A 19554-nucleotide genomic window follows, 5' to 3' on the forward strand; every position below is an offset into this window, starting at 1 on the left:
TTGCCGCAAGGGTTTCGCGATCTCAAGATTCACTGCACTTCAACCCTTGACAATGTGGCCCACGCCACATGATGCTTCATGGCACTACCTAACAGCGGACAGGCGAAGGGAAACACCCATGGAACTCACCGAGGCGATGCGCACCACCGGCACCTGCAGGCGGTACCTCAGCGATCCTGTTCCCGACGAGGTGTTCAAGGCCGCGTTCGACGTCGCCCGCTTCGGCCCGCAGGGCGGCAACCGTCAGCCCGTGCGGTGGATCGTCGTGCGCGACGCCGCCCGCAAGCAGGCCCTCGCCGACCTCTACCTCCCGATGTGGGACGCCTACTTCGCCGGCATCACCGGAGGAACGGTCGCCGTCGGAGCACTGCCCAAGACCGTGCAGGACGCCGACTACTTTGCCCGCCACCTCGCCGAGGTACCCGCCATCGTGGTGGTCTGCGCCGCGCTGGACGGACTGCACCCCACCGATCACGAACTCGGCCGGCTCTCCGTCGTCGGCGGCGCATCCATCTACCCGACGGTCCAGAACCTGTGCCTGAGCCTGCGCGATCAGGGCGTCGCAACCGCGGTGACGACGTTGCTGTGCCACGAGGAACCCGCCATTCGCGAACTGCTCGGCATCCCGGACGACTACATCACCGCCGCACACATCGCGGTCGGGTATCCCGAGAAGTCGTTCCCGCGCAGGCTCACCCGTGATCCGGTGGAGCAGATCGTTGCGGCAGAGACGTTCTCGCAGCCGATGTTCGACTCCGCTGCCCTCTCGCCTGCACTGTAAAACCACAGCATCTGAAGGAGTCCGCCGTGCCCGGTACCGCCATCCACCACCGCTCCCCCATCGGCCGCGCCACCATCGGCGATCAGCTTCGTCGCCATGCGCGGACTCAGCCGAACAAGGTTGCGTTCATCAGCTACGCGGCGGACGGCACTCGCGAGGTCACCACGTACGGCGAACTCGACTCGCGGGCAAACCAGTTCGCCAATCTGCTGGTCGATCTCGGGGTGCGCTCGGGTGACCGCGTCGCATCGATGGCTCGTAACAGTGTCGATGTGGTGGTGGCGTACTACGGAACCCTCAAAGCGGGCGCAGCCTTCACCGGCATCAACGTGATGTATCGCGCGGCCGAGGTGAAGCACCAACTCGAACACGCGGAACCGACTGTGGTGGTGGCCGACCCGGCCTACGCCGAGATCATCTCCTCGGTGAAGCCGGACACCACCACCCTGGTGACGTTCGGCCCCGAATACGCCGCACTGACCGCGAACACCCCGTCCACCGAGCCGGACGTCGAGATGGACGAGAACGACGTCGCGATGGTCATCTACACCTCGGGAACCGAAGCGGCTCCGAAGGGCGTGATGATTCCGCACCGCAACTTCCTCATCTCCACCGCGCCCGCATGGAGCTGGGGCCTGCGCACCGGACCGGAGGACACCTGGCTGTTCGTCATGCCCTTCCACACCATCGCCGGACTCGGCTCGATGACGACCTTGACGTTGATGGGTGCCACCCTCGTGCTGCCCGCAACAGTGGATCCGACTCAGTCGCTTCGCATCATCGCCGCCGAGAAGATCTCCGTCATCGCGCAGACGCCGACGTTCTATTTGGCCTTGGCCCGTGATCAGCAGTTCGGACCCGAGACCGTGAGCCAGGTTCGGCGCTGCCTCACCTACGGTGGCCAGGTGTCACCGCACACGATCAGCGCCTGGGCCGCCGCGGCACCCGAGGCCATCTGGGGCACCTACTGGGGACAGTCGGAACTCTCGCAGCTCGGCTCGGTCGGCTGGTTCACGACCCTCGACGACATTCCCGACGGCGACGCGTCGTGGATCGGCAAGCCCGTCACGCACCTCGAGATCAAGGTCGTCGACCCCGCGGGAAACGAGAGCGAGATCGGTGAATTGCTCTGTCGCACTCCGTCGGTGATGCTCGGTTACTTCAAGGACCCCGAACGCACCGCCGAGGTGTTCCGAGACGGGTGGGTGCATACCGGCGACATGGTGCGCATCGACACCGACGGCAACTTGTTCTTCTACGATCGGATGAAGGACATGATCAAATCGGGAGGGATGAACGTGTCGTCGCAGGAAGTGGAACGCACCATTCACACTCACCCGGACGTGCTGCGTGCCGCCGTCGTCGGAGTTCCCGACCCGTACTGGTCCGAGGCCGTCACGGCCTTCGTCATTGCACGCGACGGAGTGACCGCCGACCCGGCCGCGATCATCGAGTACTGCCGCACCGAGTTGGCGTCGTACAAGGCCCCGAAGTCGGTACACATCGTGGCCGAACTGCCCGTCGACCCGCAGGGCAAGATCCTCAAGCGTGAGCTGCGACTGCTGGCGGCGGTCGAGGAGACTGTATGACTCAACCCGATGCTGCGACTCCACTCCCTCGGCAGATACGTACCCGGCAACGCCGAGACGACATCGTCGCCAATGCCGCCAATATCTTTGCGCGCGAGGGCTACTCGAACGTCGGCATGCGCGACATCGCCGACGCCGTTGGCATCAAGGGTGCCAGCCTCTACCACCACTTCCCGTCCAAGGAAGACATCCTCTTCGCGATCTGCCTGACGGTCACGCAGGAACCGGCCGAGGAGAACCTACCGCTGCTCGACGCGGCCGGAACCCCGACCGAACGCCTGTCATCTCTGGTGCGTGCCCACTTGGTGCATCTGAACCGGCGACGGGTGGAGTACATCGTCGGTCTGCACGAGTTGGCCTCACTCACCCCCGAGCACCGCACTGTCATCGAGGACTACCGCCGCCAGTATCAACGACGCGTCCGCGACGTGATCACCGCCGGAATGCGCAGCGGTGAATTCACCGTCCCGGATGCGCGTCTGGCGTCGTTCGCGCTGACCGACATGCTCAACGGCATCAGCAACTGGTTCCACGACGGCGGCGAGCTGAGCATCGAGGACGTTGCCGACAACTACGTCGAATTGGCCGTTCACCGCATTCTGGGGGCATCACATGACAATTGACGGTCACTGCGACCCCGAATTCGCGGCGGTGCGCGACGCACTCGCCGCCAACGTCGAGAGCGGAGCCGAACTCGGCGCGTCGATTGTGGTCGACATCGACGGCCATACCGCTGTCGACCTCTGGGGCGGCTATCGCGACACCGAGCGCCGCTCACCGTGGGAGTTGGACACGATCACCAACGTGTGGTCGACCACGAAAATGGTGACCTGCCTGGCCGCGCTGATGCTGATCGACCGTGGTGTGCTCGATCCCGATGCGCCGGTCGCGACCTACTGGCCCGAGTTCGCAGCCGCAGGCAAGCAGAACATCGCGGTCCGGAACCTGCTGTCGCACACCTCCGGAGTCTCGGGATGGGACAGACCGTTCAGCGAAGAGGACCTCTACGACTGGGAACTCTCGACCTCACGTCTGGCCGAGCAGGCTCCATGGTGGGATTCGCGCACCACATCGGGGTATCACGCGGCCAGTCAGGGCCACCTGATCGGCGAAGTCGTCCGCCGCGTCACCGGAAAGCCGTTGCGGCAGTTCGTCGCCGACGAGATTGCCGGTCCTCTCGGAGCCGACTTCCAGATCGGTGCCGCCGATAGCGACTGGGCCCGGATCGCCGATGTGGTTCCGCCGCCCCCGCCGACCGATGATGCCGTGCCCGATCCGACGATGGTGCGTCGCAAGACCTTTCTCGGACCGTTGGTGCAGGCCTCGTCCGCGAATACCCCGGCATGGCGTGCCGCGGACATGGGTGCACTCAACGGGCACGGCAACGCACGATCGGTCGCGAGAATCGTGTCGGTCATCTCCCGCGGCGGCACCGTGGACGGCGTACGGCTGCTCAGCCCGGAGACGATCGACACGATCTTCGAGGAGCAGTCCAACGGAATCGATCTGGCCCTGGGCATTCCGTTGCGCTTCGGCCTGGGCTATGCCCTCCCACAGCACGAATCGATTCCCTATATCCCCGACGGCAAGATCTGCTTCTGGGGAGGTTGGGGCGGATCGCTCACCGTTCTGCACCCGGAGTCGAAGCTGACCATCTCCTACGTCATGAACCGAATGGGGCCCGGAATCATCGGCTCGGACCGGGCGGAGCAGTACGTTCGGGCGGTATACGAGGTAATGGTCTGACGGTCAGCGCTCGGACGGCGTCAAGAACTCGAGCACCGCAGCCATGTCCTTGGCCCCGAGTCCTGAGTCCAGCGCCCGGTCGAGAACGTTCCCGACGGTCGTGGCCTGAGGTAGATCGAGGGCGTGGTCGCGGGCCACCGCGAGGCCGAGGCCCACGTCCTTGTGCAAGAGCGACAACGGAAATGCCACACCAGCCGCGGACGGGTCGAGGAAGTGTTCCTTCTTGTAGCCGACGTACGGCGCAGCCACCGCGCTCGAACCCAACACCTCGTACAGGGCGGCCGGTGCCAAACCAGCCGACTCACCGAGAATCAGTGCTTCGGCAACGGCCTGGTTCAATGCAGCGAGAACCGAATTGACGGCAAGCTTGGCCACCGAAGCAGTACCGGCCGCACCGGTGTGGAACTGCGCGCGCGTCACGGCCTCGAGGATCGGCTTCAGGTAGGTGAACTGTTCGTCGTTGCACCCGACCATCGTCGTGATCTGCCCGGTCTCGGCCAGGCTCACACTGCCCGATACCGGGGCGTCGACCACCGCGGTGCCCGATCCTGCTGCGCGCTCGGCGAACTCGCGCACGGCGGTCGGTCCTACCGTTCCCATCACCACATGAAGGTGCTCGGCCGCACCGGCTGTCGCAATTCCGTGCTCACCGAACAGCACCTCCTCGGTTGCTGCCGCGTCGGGCAACATGCTGAAGGAAATCTCGGCTCGCGCCAGATCGGCGGGCGTCGTGGTGATCGTCATTCCCAGATCGACCAGTTCGGCCGGCGCGGTATCGGGCGTCAGGTACAGGTCGTAGGCGGTGACCGTGTGGCCCGCCTCGAGGAAGCGGCGCACCATGTGGGTACCCATGCGGCCGACTCCGGCGAATCCGATGTGCATTGTCTCTCCTAGCGTGGGGCGGGCCATAAAGTGTGCTCTTCGGTGTCGATCAGGACGTCGGTGCGTCGCCGACTCGCACCAGAAGCTTCTGCGCGTCACCGTTCGGATCCAGCAGCCGCTCGAATCCGTCGGCGACGATGTTCTCGACGTCGATGATCTCGCTGACCACTTTCTCCACCGGGTAGCGTCCGGAGGCGACCAGCGCGATGATGCGCGGCCAGTCGTATACCGGGTAGCACCAGGTGCCCACCAGAGTCAGGTCCTTGTTGGACATGGCCATGGGATCGATTGTCGCGGGCTTGACGTGCAGACCGACCTGCGCGACGGTTCCTCCGGAGCGGACGCTGTCGAGTGCGGCCGTCAATCCGTGCTGGTGACCCGAGCATTCCGCTGCGGCGTCGACTCCGATACCGCCGGTGAGGGCGCGAACGGCGGCGGGCACGTCCTGCACCGTCGGATCCAGTACCTCTGCGATACCGAATGCCTCGATCAGCGCGCGGCGCTTGGCATTCGGCTCCGAGACGATGATCTTTGCCGCGCCCGACGCATGCGCGTACAGAGCGGACAGGGCACCGATCGGTCCCGCACCGGTGATGAGAATGGTGTCCCCGGCGCGCAACCCGGTGCAGTCGACGCCGTAGGCGGCCACCGCTGCCGGCTCGATCAGCGCGCCCTGGACATCACTGACGCTGTCCGGTAGCACCGACACCTGTTGTTCCTGCACCGCAACCAGTTCGGAGATTCCGCCGCCGCCCCAGCTCAGACCGGTGCAGGCCATGATCACACACAGATGGTTCAGTCCGCGTCGGCAGTAGTAGCACTTACCGCAGGTGACGAGCGGCATCACCGACACGCGATCGCCCACCGCGACCGACTCGACGTCGGAGCCGATCTCGACTACGCGCGCCGAGAATTCGTGTCCGAACACCTGCGGCGCTTTCGCACCGGTGAGTGCGTGGGGTTCGGTCGGAATGACGATCGGACCGAAGGCGTACTCGTGCAGGTCCGTTCCGCAGATGCCGCAGAAGAACGGTCGAAGCAGAACCTCGCCCGGGCCCACCTTCGGGGCCGGAACGTCTTCTACCCGTACATCGTGTCGGTCGTGAAATACCGCAGCGCGCATAGCTTTCTCCTGAAGTCGAAAAATCTGTGTGAAGGGGCGAGGTCCTGCGTCAGACCGCGGTGATTCCGCCGTCGATGGTGACCGCGGAACCGGTCTGATAGCCGACGTCCTCGCGCAGCAGGAAGACCACCAGCTCGGCGATCTCCTCGGGAGATCCGTACCGCCGAAGCGGTGTGCCTTCGATGAACCGGTCGCGCTCGAAGTTCGGATCGTCCGGGTTGACCAGACTTTCGGACCTCGACATCAACGGAGTGTCGACCGGTCCGGGGCAGATGCAGTTCACCCGAATGCCGTGGGCCGCGGATTCGGCTGCAGCACTGCGCGTCAGCCCCAGAACGGCGTGCTTGGTCACCACGTAGTCGGAGCGATCAGGAGCGCCCTTGAGGCTGAGAATCGAACCGGTGTTGACCACCGCTCCACCCCCGGACCGCTGCAGCAGCGGGAGCACGTTCTTGAGCCCGAAGAACATTCCGTTGAGGTTGACGTCCACCACCGATCGCCATTCGCTCTCGGTGGTATCGACGATGGACTTGTGCACTCCCTCGACCCCGGCGTTGTTGAAGAACAGTCGCGGTTCGCCGATCAGCGAGGTCGCGGCGTCCGCATACGCCTTCACCTGATCGTGAACGGACACATCGGCGGCGAACGGATGGATCTCGCCCTCCGACTCCGCAGCCGTGCGCTCTGCGGCCGCCATGTTCATGTCGACGGCGAGCACTCGGGCACCCAACGACGCCAGCCGATGCGCCACTGCCCGGCCGATGCCGCTGCCGGCGCCGGTGACGATCGCACCCTTGTTCGTGAACTGAGACTGTTCGTTCATCGCTGACTCCTTGGGAGAATTCCGGCCGCGCGGTAACTCTCGGTCTTGTCCATGAAACTCTCGAACGTGGATCGGAACCCGAGGAAACCGGCCTTGCGGCTCTTCGTCATATCGGTCAAGCATTCGATGTCGCGGCCCAGGTCGCCGTCCGTATGCCACCAGGACGCCAGACGATCGACATCTGCTTCGACCAGATCGTGCTTCGCCGCGATCTCGGCCCACACCTTCGGGGCATCACCCATTCGTTCGGCGAGCGGCTTGGGGGCATCGGCGAAACCGACAGGTTCGACGCCGAACGCCTCCGCGATCTGTGGCCACATCCAGCGCCATCGGAACACGTCACCGTTCGCGATGTTGAAGGCTTCGTTCTCACCCTCGACATGTGTTGCCGCCCAAATCATCTGCTCGGCGAGCAGGTCCGCATCGGTGATGTCGGTCAAGCCGTTCCACTGGGTATCCGAACCGGGGAACACGAACGGCGCACCGGTCTCGCGGCAGATCTCGGCGTACACGCCCAGCGTGAGAGCCATGTTCATCGCGTTCCCCACCGCGTAACCGAAGACGGTATGCGCTCGGTGCACACTCCAGGTGAACCCCTGCGCTTCCGACGCCGAGAACAGTTCGTCCTCTTGGGTGTAGTAGAAGTTCGGGTTCGGCAGCCTGGGTTCGCTCTCGTGGAACGGAGTTTCGGCCATGACACCGGTCGCGTAATCGTCGAATGGGCCGAGATAGTGCTTCAGGCCGGTCATCAGCGCGACGTGACGCAGCGCGGACTTGCCCTTCATCGCACCGAGGACGTTGCGGATGATGCTGCCGTTGACCTCGATGTTCTCGGCCTCCGAGTCCTGCTTCATCCAGGCCGTGATGAGCACGATCTCCGGGTCGACGCCGTCGAGTGCTGCAGCCAACGACTCCGGATCGAGCAGATTCGCCGAGACCGGCACCACGCCCTCGACCGGATTGGTCGTGCCGCGGGCCAGACCGTAGGTGGTCCATCCTGCGTCGACGAGCTGACGCGAGATCGTCTGGCCGGCAATCCCGGTGGCGCCGATGACGAGCGCCGCCTTACTGGGCGCGCTCATCGGAGCGCCGGATCGATGAGGACCTTGCCTTCGACCTTGCCGGTCGAGAGCCGCTCCAGCGCCGCGGGCAGATCTGCCAGCCCCACGGGCGCTTCGGCCAGCTCCTGGCCGAGCGGTCCGGTGTTCAGAATGTCCAGTGCGGCAGGTAGATCGGTGTCGCACACGTGCGCGAGGGTGGTCTCGAGAGTGATCTCTCGGAAAACGAGCGAATGCACGTCCAGCTCCGGTTTCTCTTTGGGAATTCCTACTGCGAGTACGCGGCCGCCATCGGCCACCATGGTCAGCGCCGAGACCAATTGGCCGGGCGCTCCACTTGCTTCGATGACGACGTCCGGCTTCTTTCCGCCCAGTGCCTCGATGATCTGCGCGCCGAGGTCCTCGGACGGAGTCAGCGTGCGGTGCGCTCCGAGGCGCGTCGCACGATCGAGCCGCTTCCCCGGGAAGTCGACGACGGTGACATCGACATCCACCAGGTGCTTCAGGCCGGCGAGGACGAACGAACCGATGGCACCGGCACCGATGACGACGACGTTGTCACCGTCACGGGCACCCGAGCGCCGCGCAGCATGAATTCCGACGGCCAAGGGCTGGGCGAGTCCGGCGTAGTCGACGGACAGTCCTTCGGGCAACGCTCGCAGCGTCTTCGACGGGACGCTCGCGAACTCCGCCATGCCGCCGTCGACGTTGAGTCCGAGGGTCTTGTAGGTCGCGCACTGGTTGGTGCGGCCTTCTTTGCATCGTCGGCATGTGCCACACCAGATTCCGGCCCCGGTAGCCACCAGATCTCCGATCTTGTTCTCGGAGTCGGGGTCTGCTTCGACCACCTCGCCGACGAATTCGTGGCCGAGGATCAACGGGCCCTGATGTCCACTGTTGGGGTGCCGCCGCAGCACCGGGAAGGTCTTGGGTCCGGCCACCCATTCCGAGGCGTCGGTGCCGCAGATACCCGAGCGCAGAACACGGACGAGCGCTTCACCCGACGCGCGTCGCGGAACCGGAACCTCCTCGACGCGGATGTCGCGCGCGCCGTGGTACACGGCCGCTTGCATGGTGTCGGGCACAATTCCTCCTGGACGAATTTCGAATGTGATGCACGCTACTTCTTAAGTGTAGAGTAACACTGCACATGTTCAGCGCAAAGCGGTTACGGCACGAAAACCTGTGCGAGAACGTGGAACAGCGGAATGACCGAGCAATGAGACAATCGATGCACTACGGTCCGTCCAGTGGGTGCGTACACCCGGTATCAGGGGGGCGACGTTGAATGCAGAGGTGGGAGGCGACGGAAGAATGACCGAAGAGAGCGTCGAGGTCGAATCGGCCGAAACAGCCGTTCAGATGAACGCGCAAATGGGCTTGCGACTGCGTGGAGCGCGCGAGAAGGCGAACATGTCGTTGCGGGAGATGGCACGTCGAGTTCATCTGTCCCCCAGCTTCATCTCTCAGGTCGAGCTCGGACGGACGGCACCCTCGGTGGGCACGCTGTACGCCATGGTCACCGAGTTGGGTCTCTCGCTCGACTCTCTGATGGCCGAGGACGTAGCACCGCATGACCTCGAATCCCCGCGGCCCACACCGTCGACTCGGCCGAAGCTCACGGACCGAACCGAGGTAGCCCACGCGAACGGCAGTGCGCGAGCGTCCTCGGTTCAGCCGCTCCCGGAGGTGGGAGCGCTTCCCGGCCTGCAGCGGGCCGACGAACGACCCGAGTTGTATCTCGGAGGTGTGCGTTGGGAACGCCTGACGCCGGACGACGACCCGGACGTGGAGTTCCTCCGAGTCACCTACCCGGCCGGAACCGAATCCTGCCCCGCAGACAATCTGATGAACCACGGCGGCAAGGAGTACATCCACATCCTGTCCGGACGATTGGAGATTCAGGTGGCCTTCGCCCGGCAGGTGCTCGGCCCGGGTGACAGTCTCCATTTCGACTCGTCCATTCCGCATCGACTGAGCAACCCGCACGACGAGACCTGTGTCGCAATCTGGTTCGTGGTCGGTCGGCAGAAATGATGCGGTCTCACACCGCCGTGTAACCGCCGTCGACCACCAGTGCCGCGCCGTGCACGAAGCGGGCCTCGTCGCTCGCCAGGAACAGCACGGCGTTGGCGACGTCCTCCGGCTCACCGACGTGACCGATCGGATGCTTGGGCTCCATGATGTCGAGGTAGCCGCGCAGTCCACCCTCGCTACGTTCAGCCAGTTCACGCACGAACGGAGTCAGGATGGTGCCGGGGTGGACGGAGTTCACCCTGATGCCGTCGCGTCCGTACGTCACCGCGTCCTTCTTCGTCATGATCGTGACCGCGCCTTTGGCGGCGTGATACGGGGCCATCTCGTGCGATCCGACGAGTCCGTAGATCGACGAGATGTTGACGATGCTGCCGCCGCCGTTGGCCCGTAGGTGCCCGATCGCATGCTTGGTGCAGAAGAAGACACCCTTCACATCGACCGCGAAGACTGCGTCCCACTCTGCCTCGGTGACCTCGTGGGTGGGCTTGTCGACACCGGAGATGCCGGCGTTGTTGACGAGGATGTCGAGCTTCCCGAACTCCTCGGACACCTGCTCGAACACCGAGGACACCTCGGCTTCGTCACTGACATCCAATCGCCAGAACGCCGCCCGGCCGCCCTGTTCCTCGATCAGTCGGACGGTCTCCACTCCGTCCTTCTCGGAGACGTCGGTGACGGCGACAGCGGCTCCTTGCGCAGCGAACAGCGTTGCCATGGCACGCCCCATCCCCTTGCCGGATCCGGTGACGATGGCGACTTTGTCGGTCAGACGAGACATGAAAGGTCCTCGGTGTCGTATGGGTTTCGGGATTTCAGAGAGTTGCGTCGAAGGTGATGTGCACCTTGATGTTCTCGGCCGGCTTCTGTGCCTCGTCGAGAGCGGTCACGGCATCGTCGGCCGCGATTTCACGGGTCACCAGTCCACCGAGATCGAGCCCGCTCCTGGCGATGAAACGCAGCGTCGCCGGCCACACGCCCGGCGAGCCGATCGCGCCGCGGATGTCGAGTTCCTTGGACTGGATGAGCCCCAGTTTCGCCGGTGCCGATCGTCCGACGTCGATACCGATGTACACCACTCGGGCGCGATGCCCAGCGAGTTCGAGTGCACTGGCCATCACCTCAGGACGGCCCGTTGCCTCGACGACGACATCGGCACCTCGGCCGCTGCTCACCTTGCCGAGCAGTTCGTCCACCTCGTCCGGGGTGACCGCATGTGCAGCACCGAGTTTCAACGCCGCCTGCCGGCGGCCCTCGGAAGGTTCGACCACGATGGTCGTCGCCCCGAGCGCGGCGCCACCGGCAACCACCCCGAGCCCGATCGGTCCGGCTCCGAGCACGACGAGTACGTCGCTCGCGTTGACGTTTCCGGCGCGCATCAACCCGTAGTAACCGCAGCTGAACGGTTCGACGAGTGCGCCGCTGGTGAACGAGACCTCGTCGGGAAGCTTGTGCAGCCATGCGGGTTTGACGACGAAGAACTCCGCCGCTGCGCCGCTGATGGAGAACCCGAAATGGTCCTCGCCGATGACGCATTCTCCGACGACACGGTCGCCCACCTGAAAGCCGTCGACGTCGGCACCCACCTTCGCCACCTCACCGGACCACTCGTGGCCGGGGATGATCGGGTACTCGAACGGGATGATGTAGCGGCCCTCGAGCAGTTCGATATCGGAATGGCAGACGCCGACCGACCGTGCGGCGATCAGAACCTCGTCCGCCGCGATGGTCGGGATGTCGAGGTCGGCAACCTCGGCCTTGTTCTCTGCGACGAATCTGAGTGCTTTCACTGCTGTCTCCTCTGTGTGACGTGCTTGTGCGGACGGTCAGTGCTTGCGGGCCGAATTGCGCTGCTGCAGAGCGATGTACAGGACGGCGGCCACGATAACGATGGCACCCTGCAGCCAGTACTGCCAGGCCGTATCGAGGCGCAGGAAGTTGGCCAGGGCCAGAATCACCTGCAGCAGAAGCGCTCCGAGCAGTACTGCGATCGGCGAACCGCTACCGCCGCGCAGCAGCGTTCCGGCCACGACGACCGCGGTGATGGCCGACAGAGTGAAACCGATCCCCTGGTTCGGGTCACCGACCCCCACCTGACCGACCAGCATGATGCCGCCCAGCATCGTCATCAACGAGCAGCCGATGTAGGCCGCGGTGACGGTGAGGCCGGTGCGGACGCCCATCTTTTCGGCGATGACGCTGTCCGATCCCGAAGCGCGAAGCGCTATTCCGGGCCGAGCGAAGCGCAGAACGGCACCGAGCGCCACGGCAGCGAGTACAGCGACCACGAAGGCCACGGGAACCGGACCGACGCTGTAGTTGATGACATCGAGAATGGCGAAGTCGACGTATCCGTCGATCTCGGGTCGGAGCAGCAGCGAGATTCCCTGAATTCCGATGTAGGTCACCAGTGTCGCTGCCACAGCAGTGAAGCCGAGGCCGCGGATCAATCCGCCGTTGATTGCGCCGACGATGATCGCGGCGGCGACGGCGACCGCAACACCGGCCACCAGACTCCCCACCGACGCCCCGTCGAACCAGAAGAACGACATGATCACCAACACCAGCCCGGTGAGAGGACCCACCGACAGATCGATGCCGCCGGTCATCACCACCAGCATCTGGCCGAGCGCGATGAAACCGAGTGCCGTGGTGGTGAGCAGTACCGATACGAGGTTGGCTTCACCGAGGAATCGTGCGTTCTGCGTCGTGGCGATCAGGGACAGCAGCACGATGGCCCCGAGCAATGTGTACGCGGGCAGTGATCGAGCGATTTTGCTCGGAGGCTTGTCCACCGCCCCGACTCCCGTTGCCGCCGCAGCACTTCGGTGTCCGGTGGCCGACACCATGGCTTGCATCATGTTGTGCTCGGTCACCGCGTCACCACTGAGGGACTCGACGACGGCACCGCGGGAGACGACCAGAACCCGGTCGCACAATCCCTCGAGTTCGACGGCGTCGGAGGACAGGACGACAATCGCCATACCGTCGTCCGCGGCCGCTCGTAGCTGCGAATAGATCTCGGCGCGGGCCCCGGCGTCGACGCCCTGCGTCGGCTCCTCGGCCAGAATGAGCGTGGGCTCGGACAGCAACGCTCGGGCCAGTACCACCTTCTGCTGGTTGCCTCCGGAGAGGTTCCCCACCGAGGTCTCGACGCTCGGTGCCTTGACGGTCAGGGCCTTGGCCATCGCCGTCGTGAGTCGACTTTCGCGGCTCTTGTCGATGATGCCGTTGGACACGAATCGCCCGAACGCGCCAAGGGCGGAATTCTCCCGGATCGAGAATTCCGGCAATACGCCTTCTCCTGCGCGATCGGCAGGCATGAACGCGATTCCGGCGCGGTGTGCGTCGGCGGACGACTTCAGCGTCAACCGATCACCGCCCAACCGAACGGTGCCGGTGGATTCGGAGAGACCGGCCAGGGCACGGAGCAACGCGACCTGGCCGTTGCCCGCGACACCGGCGAGACCGACGATCTCTCCCGCACCGACCGTGAACGAGATGTCCTCGAAATCGGGGCTCGACAGATTCTCGACGACGAGGCCCTCCGCACTCGGGCCGGTGCCCTTGGGCGGGAACACGGCGTCGACGTCGCGGCCTGCGATGAGCGTGATGATCTCGTCGTCGGTGAGCGACTGCGGATCGTAGGAGCCTCGCACCCGGCCGTCGCGAAGAATGGTCATCGTGTCCGCCAGCTCCCGGACCTCGGGAATGCGGTGGGTGATGTAGACAACCGCAACCCCGGCTGCAGCGAACCGACGAACCTGCTCGAAGAGCAGATCCACTTTGTCCTGCACCAGTGGTGCCGTCGGCTCGTCGAGAATGAGCACCTTGGTGTCGATCGCGAGTGCCTTGGCGATCTCGATCAGTTGACGCTCAGCGATGGGGAGGTCGGCGCACTTGGTGTCCGGGTGGACCGTGCATCCCACCACCGCCAGCTTCTCGGTGACCCACGGCCCCATCTCGAAGACCGAGGGGTGCAGATGGCGGGGAATGGCGAGAACGAGATTCTCGGCGACCGTCAGGTCCGGCAACAACGCGGGAGTCTGATGGACGATGGAGATGCCGAGTGCGAGGGCGTCGGCAGGCGTCAGGCCGGTCCGCTCGTCGCCCGCGACGACCACCGATCCCGATGTCGGGCTCAGTGTTCCGGAGATGATCGACATCAGCGTGGACTTGCCTGCGCCGTTCTCCCCCAGCAGCGCGTGCACCTGCCCCGGCCTGATGTCGATGTCGACACCGGCCAGTGCGGTCACCGGGCCGAACGTCATGCCGATTCCGCGGACCTGAAGGTACGGCTCGGCGAGAGTGGCTGTGGACGTGGATCTCTCGTTCATCGAAGCTCCTGACAGCACTGGCTGCGGTGTGATCGGACGTGTCATTGCAGTACCTCTCCGATGCGCTGCGGATCGAGCGTGCTCGACAGGAGCGCGTCCTCGGGCAGATTCGGCTCGCAGATCGGTGCGCTCGGTGCACCACTGATCGAATCCTCGAAGGCAACCGGCACATCGACTTTCGACTCGGGTGCAACGCCTCCGGTGGCCTCGGCCACGACATGCTGGACGGCCAACCGGACCATGTAGGTCTGCGAGGTGACCGTGAACAGCTCGAACCCCGGATTGGCGTCCTTCAATTGCTCGTACTGGCAGGACAATCCGTTGGAATCGGCCGAGGCGATCAGCGGAAGCGGACGGCCGGCCTGCTGAAATGCCGTCATGATGCTGGTCGCGGCGAAGTCCGTCATGACCGCATCGATCTGCGGGAAGCGCGACAGCATCGTCGAGGTGGCCTGCTGGGTTTCCGCGGGCGTCCAGTTGGTGACGGTGAACGGCTGGTCGCCGATTAATTTGATACCCGGATGATCGGCCAGGACTGCCTGCATGCCTTCGTATTCCGCGAGATCCTGAGAGTTCGCGGGCGGTCCGCCGAGGAACAGAACGTTGCCCTCACCGTTGGGCAGCGACTTCACCAGCCACTCGGCATACAGGCGGCCGATCGCGCCGAAGTCCGCGGCCACGAAGGTGGTGTACTCCGAGCCCTCGGAGCCACCGGGAGAAATTCGGTACGGAACGACGGCGACGCCGGCCTTGTACTCGTAGCGCAGCGCCGGAAGAACGGCCTTGCCCGAGTCGGGGAACACGAGCATTCCGTCGACGCCCTGAGCGCCGAGGCTCTTGATGTCGGCGATCGCCTTCTGCGTGTCACCCTGGGCATCGGTGGTGATGAAGTCCGTGACGGACGAGCACTTGGCGAGTTCGTCCTGCAGTTCGGCGAAGTTGGTTCGCTTCCAACTGTTTCCACCGCTGCCGTCGGCGAATCCGATGACGGCAGGGTTGGGGCCGCACCAGTCCGGCCGCGGCTCGCTGCTGGAGACGGTCTCGAAGCCGCCCACCGAGCAGCCCGCGATCAGGGCGGCGACAGGCAACAGCGTCATCATCCGCAGGGTGTAGGTCTTGAGCTTCATCGATGGTGTCCTCGAGTCAAGGGGGAAGAACGAATGTCGTGGCGGGGCAGGTGCCGTGTGCCGGCGGTCATGACACCTCGACCGGCTTCCCGGGTTCCTCGACGGCAGCCGTGCGACGGGTGCGTCCGGGCCGGAAACCGCTGTGGAAGGCCACACCGAGGCCGAGCGCGAGAGCCTGAATGAGGATCTGCCAGCCGTACGCGAGTCCCAGAGTCGACGCCAAACGGTCGACCTGGGTGAAGAAGACTGCGGCGATCAACGAGGCGAGCACACTGCCCTTACCGCCGAGCAGCGATGTGCCACCGAGAACCACTGCGGCCACCGACGGCAGAAGGTAGGTGTTGCCCTCGCTGATTCCAGGAGTGTTGACGATGCCGGTCAACAACACGCCTGCGACGGCGTAGAGCACGGCAGCCACGGAATACGCGCTCAACGTGTAGCGCAGCGGTGCGATGCCTGCCGCGACGGCCACCCGCGGATTGGCTCCGACGGCCTCGAAGATGCGTCCGGTCGGGGTGAGGCGTACGACGACCCCGACGATGATCGTCAGGACGACCGCGACGACGACGGTCACCGGGACTCCGAACACCGTCGATCCGATGACATCGGACAGTCCGGTCGGGGTACGACGTGCGGCGCCCTCGGAGACCGCCCAGGTCGCGCCGATGAGCAGTGCATTCATACCCAGAGTCGCGACGATCGGAGCAACATTCAATCGCGCGACGACGAAGCCCGAGACCGCTCCGGCCACTGCGGAGATGAGCAGTGCTGCGATCACGGCCATGACGATGGCACCGGTCGTACCGCTACTGGCGAGCTTGGTGACCACGACGACCGACAGTGAGAACACGCCCGGTACCGAAAGATCGATACCGCCCTGTTGCACGACCAGGGTCTGTCCGATCGCGACGACCGCGAGGATCGCCGCGAACGGCAACATCGCCGATATCGCGCCACTGCTGACGCTCTGCGGCGCGAGCAGGGCGCTGATCAGGAACAGAACTACGGTGGCAATTCCGATGGCGACAGCGCCTCGAGCTCGTCCGCTCAGGGCCGTCCCCACTACGCCTGCCGACGATCGTTCGCTTCCTGGAGTGGGCTCGACGCCCGTCGAGGGAGCCGGTCCTCCAACCGATTGACCATGTGATGTCACGAGAGTTCTCCGTTGATCGGGCGATGAGGGTGGTGGAGCCGGCGGCAGGTTCTGCAGCGAAAAAGTCAGCTGTGCGCGTCGCACGCGGCACATCGCGTCAGAATGTCCACCACTGCTGCATGAATGTCCTGTCCTGATTGAACTGTGCAGTGGGTCACTTTGTCAAGCAGCTCATGCGCTACGCCACTTTCAGGGGTCATAAGGGGTCTCTCAACTGCGGATACTGAAACTCGAACCATGCCCGCAAGTGGCCGCCGAGGCCATGCGAACGCTGATCGGGCGAAGTAGAGAGTGTTCTGTGACAGTTGACACTTGCCATTCAGCTCCCTACCGTCATCACTTACCGGCACACCTGCGGCCGCTCGACTTTCCAGGAGAATCCATGACACAGGCACAGGAACTCGATATCGACGCCATCAAGGCCACGATCTCCGAGCTCGAGAACAAGCGCTACGCGGCAATCGTCGACGGCGATCTCGACGCCTTCGTGAGCTGCTGCCACCCGAACCTCGTGTACACCCACTCCGACGGCAGCCGCGACACGATCGACTCGTACCTGAACAAGGTCACCTTGGGCTTCTACGTCTACCACCGCATCGATCACCCCACCGACGACATTCTCGTCTCGGGCGACACCGCAGTCGTCGTCGGCGAAATGAACGCGAGCATCACCGCCAACGGCAAAGAAAAAGAGCTGGTGAACAACTCGATTGCGGTGTGGGTCAAGGAGAACGACCAGTGGCTGCTGCTCGCCTACCAGCCCACTCCGCGCCCCGCGCACTGACGCACACTCGACTCACCGACACACCGGAGGCACGGATGCTCGAATTCGAGCACGACACACTCGCACAACGCGTTCTGTTCGGAGCAGGTAAGGCCGCATCCAACCTCGCTGCCGAGGTCGGTCGACTCGGCGCGACGTCGGTCATGGTGATCGCAGGCCCCGCCGAAACCGAGCTGGCAACATCGGTGTGCAGCGAGATCGAGCCTCGCCTGATGTACTCCGAAGTGGTACAGCATGTTCCGATCGAGACAGCGGAGAAAGCACGCGCTGCAGCCCGCGAACACGAGGTGGATCTGCTGGTCTCCGTCGGCGGCGGTTCGACCACCGGTCTGGCGAAAGCCGTCGCCCTGACCAGTGGCATTCCCATCGTCGCCATTCCCACCACGTACGCGGGCTCGGAGGCCACGAATGTGTGGGGACTGACCGAGGCGTCGCGCAAGACCACCGGCGTCGACGCGCGAGTGCTCCCGACCACCGTGATCTACGACGTGCTCTCGCTGCTGACCCTTCCGGTGGAATTGAGTGTGGCGTCCGGACTCAACGCCCTGGCGCATTCCGTCGACTCGATGTGGGCTCCTCGGGCGGATCCGATCAATTCGACTCTCGCAGTGGAGGCCATCACGGCTCTCTCCAGCGGACTTCGAGACATCAAGCGAGATTCCGCCAGCCAATCCGGCCATGAGCAAACCCTGTACGGCGCTTACCTTTCCGCGGTCGCCTTCGCGTCCGCGGGGTCCGGATTGCATCACAAGATCTGCCATGTTCTCGGTGGCACGTACAACATGCCGCATGCCCAGACGCATGCGATCGTGCTGCCCCACGTACTCGAGTACAACGCTCCGTACGCGCCCGCCGCCGAGCAACGCATCGCGGCTGCTTTCGGGACCTCCACTGCGGTGGAGGGACTGTGGTCGCTCCGCACCGAACTCGAGGCACCGACCGCGCTGCGCGACTACGGTCTGAAGGAGTCCGATCTCGAGGAGGCCGTTGCGCTCGTTCTCGAAGCAGCTCCCGCGTCCAATCCGCGGCCCGTCACTGCTGAATCGCTCATGGTTTTGCTCCGTAATGCTTGGGCAGGAACGACTTCCGAGAACGAGGACCGCTGACATGGGTATCGGCAACCGCGCCGACGTCTCCTCCGAGCAGAGCGGCCGAGAGCGTGCGCTGACCGACAAGGTCGTCGCCAGCTTCGCCGACACCCCCGATCCGCGATTGCGAGAACTCCTCACCGGGTTGACCGAGCATCTCCATGCGTTCATTCGAGAAGTCCGACTGACGGAGGACGAGTGGGCCAAGGCCATCGAGTTCCTCACCGAAGTCGGTCACATCACAGATGACCGGCGTCAGGAATTCATCCTGCTGTCCGATGTTTTCGGTGCCTCGATGCAGACCGTGACCGTCAACAACGAAGCGATCGCCGGTGAAACGGAGTCGACGGTGTTCGGTCCGTTCTTCGTCGACGACGCCCCCGCCATCGAGTCGGGCGGAGACATCTCCCAGGGCGCACCCGGCCAGGCGTGTTGGGTCGAGGGGACGGTCACCGATATCGCAGGTGAACCCATTGCGAATGCCCGGATCGAGGTGTGGGAAGCCGACGACGACGGTTTCTACGACGTCCAGTACTCCGACGGACGGGTCGCCGCTCGCGGTCACCTGTTCTCGGACGACAACGGGAAGTTCGCGTTCTGGGGCCTCACTCCGACCCCGTACCCGATTCCCTTCGACGGCCCCGTCGGACGGATGCTAGACGCCGCCGGACGCTCACCGATGCGGGCATCGCACCTGCACTTCATGGTCACCGCCGACGGCAAACGGACTCTGATCACCCACATCTTCGTGCGCGGCGACGAACTGCTCGATCGCGATTCGGTGTTCGGGGTCAAGGACTCGCTCATCAAGGACTTCGTGGAACTGCCTGCGGGCACCCCCACTCCCGACGGTCGTGAACTAGGCGAAAACACCTGGTCGAGGGTCGAATTCGACATTGTTCTCGCGCCGGAGCTGTAAAGGCCACGCCAACCCGGGCGGCGCTCGCCGCTCCGTGGGGAGACAGCTCCTGCTGAACCGGCACAGCACACGGATTTGTGCTGTCGAGCAGCGCGCGCCGTGGAACTGAT

The 19554-nt window shown here is 64.5% G+C and carries 18 protein-coding genes; 8 read left to right on the forward strand and 10 right to left on the reverse strand.

Annotated features, from left to right (window positions below):
- Window positions 1-118 precede the first annotated feature (118 nt).
- The 4 genes from JLZ96_RS24000 to JLZ96_RS24015 are packed head-to-tail and all read left to right on the forward strand — an operon-like array spanning window position 119 to window position 4116.
- Complete coding sequence (locus JLZ96_RS24000; protein WP_201011465.1) at window positions 119-781, forward strand: nitroreductase family protein; 663 nt, start codon at window positions 119-121, stop codon at window positions 779-781.
- 26 nt (window positions 782-807) lie between these two features.
- Window positions 808-2370 carry a class I adenylate-forming enzyme family protein gene (locus tag JLZ96_RS24005; RefSeq protein WP_201011466.1) on the forward strand — a complete coding sequence of 521 codons (1563 nt, stop codon included), beginning with the start codon at window positions 808-810 and terminating at the stop codon, window positions 2368-2370.
- On the forward strand, window positions 2367-2993 hold the full coding sequence (locus JLZ96_RS24010) for a TetR/AcrR family transcriptional regulator (RefSeq protein ID WP_201011467.1): 627 nt from the start codon (window positions 2367-2369) through the stop codon (window positions 2991-2993). Before JLZ96_RS24005 ends, JLZ96_RS24010 begins: the two co-directional genes overlap by 4 nt.
- On the forward strand, window positions 2983-4116 hold the full coding sequence (locus JLZ96_RS24015) for a serine hydrolase (RefSeq protein WP_201011468.1): 1134 nt from the start codon (window positions 2983-2985) through the stop codon (window positions 4114-4116). Before JLZ96_RS24010 ends, JLZ96_RS24015 begins: the two co-directional genes overlap by 11 nt.
- 3 nt (window positions 4117-4119) lie before the next feature.
- Here the strand turns inward: JLZ96_RS24015 and JLZ96_RS24020 are convergent, their stop codons facing one another.
- Genes JLZ96_RS24020 through JLZ96_RS24040 form a run of 5 tightly spaced genes read right to left on the reverse strand, consistent with a single transcriptional unit; the run spans window position 4120 to window position 9087 of the window.
- Window positions 4120-4998: an NAD(P)-dependent oxidoreductase gene (locus tag JLZ96_RS24020; protein ID WP_201011469.1), complete on the reverse strand. Its 879-nt coding sequence runs from the start codon at window positions 4996-4998 to the stop codon at window positions 4120-4122.
- Between the two features lie 49 nt (window positions 4999-5047).
- Window positions 5048-6121, reverse strand: coding sequence for a 2,3-butanediol dehydrogenase (locus JLZ96_RS24025; protein WP_032384831.1), 1074 nt, complete (start codon window positions 6119-6121; stop codon window positions 5048-5050).
- Between the two features lie 49 nt (window positions 6122-6170).
- Window positions 6171-6944 carry an SDR family NAD(P)-dependent oxidoreductase gene (locus tag JLZ96_RS24030; RefSeq protein WP_201011470.1) on the reverse strand — a complete coding sequence of 258 codons (774 nt, stop codon included), beginning with the start codon at window positions 6942-6944 and terminating at the stop codon, window positions 6171-6173.
- Window positions 6941-8026, reverse strand: coding sequence for an SDR family oxidoreductase (locus JLZ96_RS24035; RefSeq protein ID WP_201011471.1), 1086 nt, complete (start codon window positions 8024-8026; stop codon window positions 6941-6943). Before JLZ96_RS24035 ends, JLZ96_RS24030 begins: the two co-directional genes overlap by 4 nt.
- Window positions 8023-9087, reverse strand: coding sequence for a zinc-binding dehydrogenase (locus JLZ96_RS24040; RefSeq protein ID WP_201011472.1), 1065 nt, complete (start codon window positions 9085-9087; stop codon window positions 8023-8025). The genes JLZ96_RS24035 and JLZ96_RS24040 overlap by 4 nt, the downstream gene beginning before the upstream one ends.
- A 229-nt stretch (window positions 9088-9316) precedes the next feature.
- On the opposite strand from JLZ96_RS24040, the gene JLZ96_RS24045 reads away from it, so the two are divergent.
- Window positions 9317-10039 carry a helix-turn-helix domain-containing protein gene (locus tag JLZ96_RS24045; RefSeq protein ID WP_201011473.1) on the forward strand — a complete coding sequence of 241 codons (723 nt, stop codon included), beginning with the start codon at window positions 9317-9319 and terminating at the stop codon, window positions 10037-10039.
- Between the two features lie 7 nt (window positions 10040-10046).
- On the opposite strand, the gene JLZ96_RS24050 is transcribed toward JLZ96_RS24045, so the two are convergent.
- The 5 genes from JLZ96_RS24050 to JLZ96_RS24070 all read right to left on the reverse strand — a co-directional run bounded on the left by JLZ96_RS24050 (window position 10047) and on the right by JLZ96_RS24070 (window position 16653).
- The gene (locus JLZ96_RS24050) at window positions 10047-10817 is read right to left on the reverse strand and encodes an SDR family NAD(P)-dependent oxidoreductase (RefSeq protein WP_201011474.1); all 771 of its coding nucleotides are present in this window, start codon (window positions 10815-10817) and stop codon (window positions 10047-10049) included.
- Between the two features lie 34 nt (window positions 10818-10851).
- A complete protein-coding gene (locus JLZ96_RS24055; protein WP_094718766.1) occupies window positions 10852-11826 on the reverse strand; it encodes a zinc-binding dehydrogenase in 975 nt (324 codons plus the stop codon).
- Between the two features lie 36 nt (window positions 11827-11862).
- Window positions 11863-14373: an ATP-binding cassette domain-containing protein gene (locus tag JLZ96_RS24060; protein WP_201011475.1), complete on the reverse strand. Its 2511-nt coding sequence runs from the start codon at window positions 14371-14373 to the stop codon at window positions 11863-11865.
- Between the two features lie 41 nt (window positions 14374-14414).
- Window positions 14415-15500, reverse strand: a complete 1086-nt coding sequence (locus JLZ96_RS24065) for an ABC transporter substrate-binding protein (RefSeq protein ID WP_201011476.1) — start codon at window positions 15498-15500, stop codon at window positions 14415-14417.
- Between the two features lie 67 nt (window positions 15501-15567).
- A complete protein-coding gene (locus JLZ96_RS24070) occupies window positions 15568-16653 on the reverse strand; it encodes an ABC transporter permease (RefSeq protein ID WP_201011477.1) in 1086 nt (361 codons plus the stop codon).
- 382 nt (window positions 16654-17035) lie between these two features.
- Between JLZ96_RS24070 and JLZ96_RS24075 the strand changes: the two genes are divergently transcribed.
- The 3 genes from JLZ96_RS24075 to JLZ96_RS24085 are packed head-to-tail and all read left to right on the forward strand — an operon-like array spanning window position 17036 to window position 19444.
- A complete protein-coding gene (locus tag JLZ96_RS24075; protein WP_201011478.1) occupies window positions 17036-17437 on the forward strand; it encodes a nuclear transport factor 2 family protein in 402 nt (133 codons plus the stop codon).
- A gap of 35 nt (window positions 17438-17472) precedes the next feature.
- Window positions 17473-18543, forward strand: a complete 1071-nt coding sequence (locus JLZ96_RS24080) for a maleylacetate reductase (RefSeq protein WP_201011525.1) — start codon at window positions 17473-17475, stop codon at window positions 18541-18543.
- A gap of 1 nt (window position 18544) precedes the next feature.
- Window positions 18545-19444: a dioxygenase gene (locus JLZ96_RS24085; RefSeq protein WP_201011479.1), complete on the forward strand. Its 900-nt coding sequence runs from the start codon at window positions 18545-18547 to the stop codon at window positions 19442-19444.
- The last annotated feature ends 110 nt before the right edge of the window (window positions 19445-19554 follow it).

It is taken from the genome of Rhodococcus sp. NKCM2511 (assembly GCF_014905595.1).
Taxonomy (GTDB): Bacteria; Actinomycetota; Actinomycetes; order Mycobacteriales; family Mycobacteriaceae; genus Rhodococcoides; species Rhodococcoides fascians.